General features: G+C 58.3%; 1 pseudogene. It reads left to right on the top strand.

The annotated features are described in order from the left end of the window. Positions 1-319, top strand: a pseudogene (locus tag A3764_RS00655) (prephenate dehydratase); the annotation flags it as partial.

The raw sequence follows: 319 nt of genomic DNA, 5'->3' as shown, positions 1-319 counted from the left end.
CGAACATAACACCACGCGCTTCCTGCTCATGGCGCCCGAACTGGACGGTACGCGCCGGGGCGAAAACATGCTGACGACCTTCGTCTTCGAAGTGCGCAACATCCCCGCCGCGCTCTACAAGGCCATGGGGGGATTTGCGACCAATGGTGTCAACATGACCAAGCTGGAGAGCTACATGGTGGGCGGTTCGTTCACCGCCACACAGTTCTATGCCGATATCGAAGGGCATCCGGATGACCCGGCGGTTCAGCGCGCATTGGAAGAGTTGAACTACTTCACCAATATGCTGGAGATTCTGGGCGTTTACCCCAGCGATCCG

The sequence above is a fragment of the Sulfitobacter sp. HI0129 genome, from assembly GCF_001635395.1.
Lineage (GTDB): Bacteria > Pseudomonadota > Alphaproteobacteria > Rhodobacterales > Rhodobacteraceae > Sulfitobacter.
This window is presented reverse-complemented; position numbering and strand designations above follow the sequence as displayed.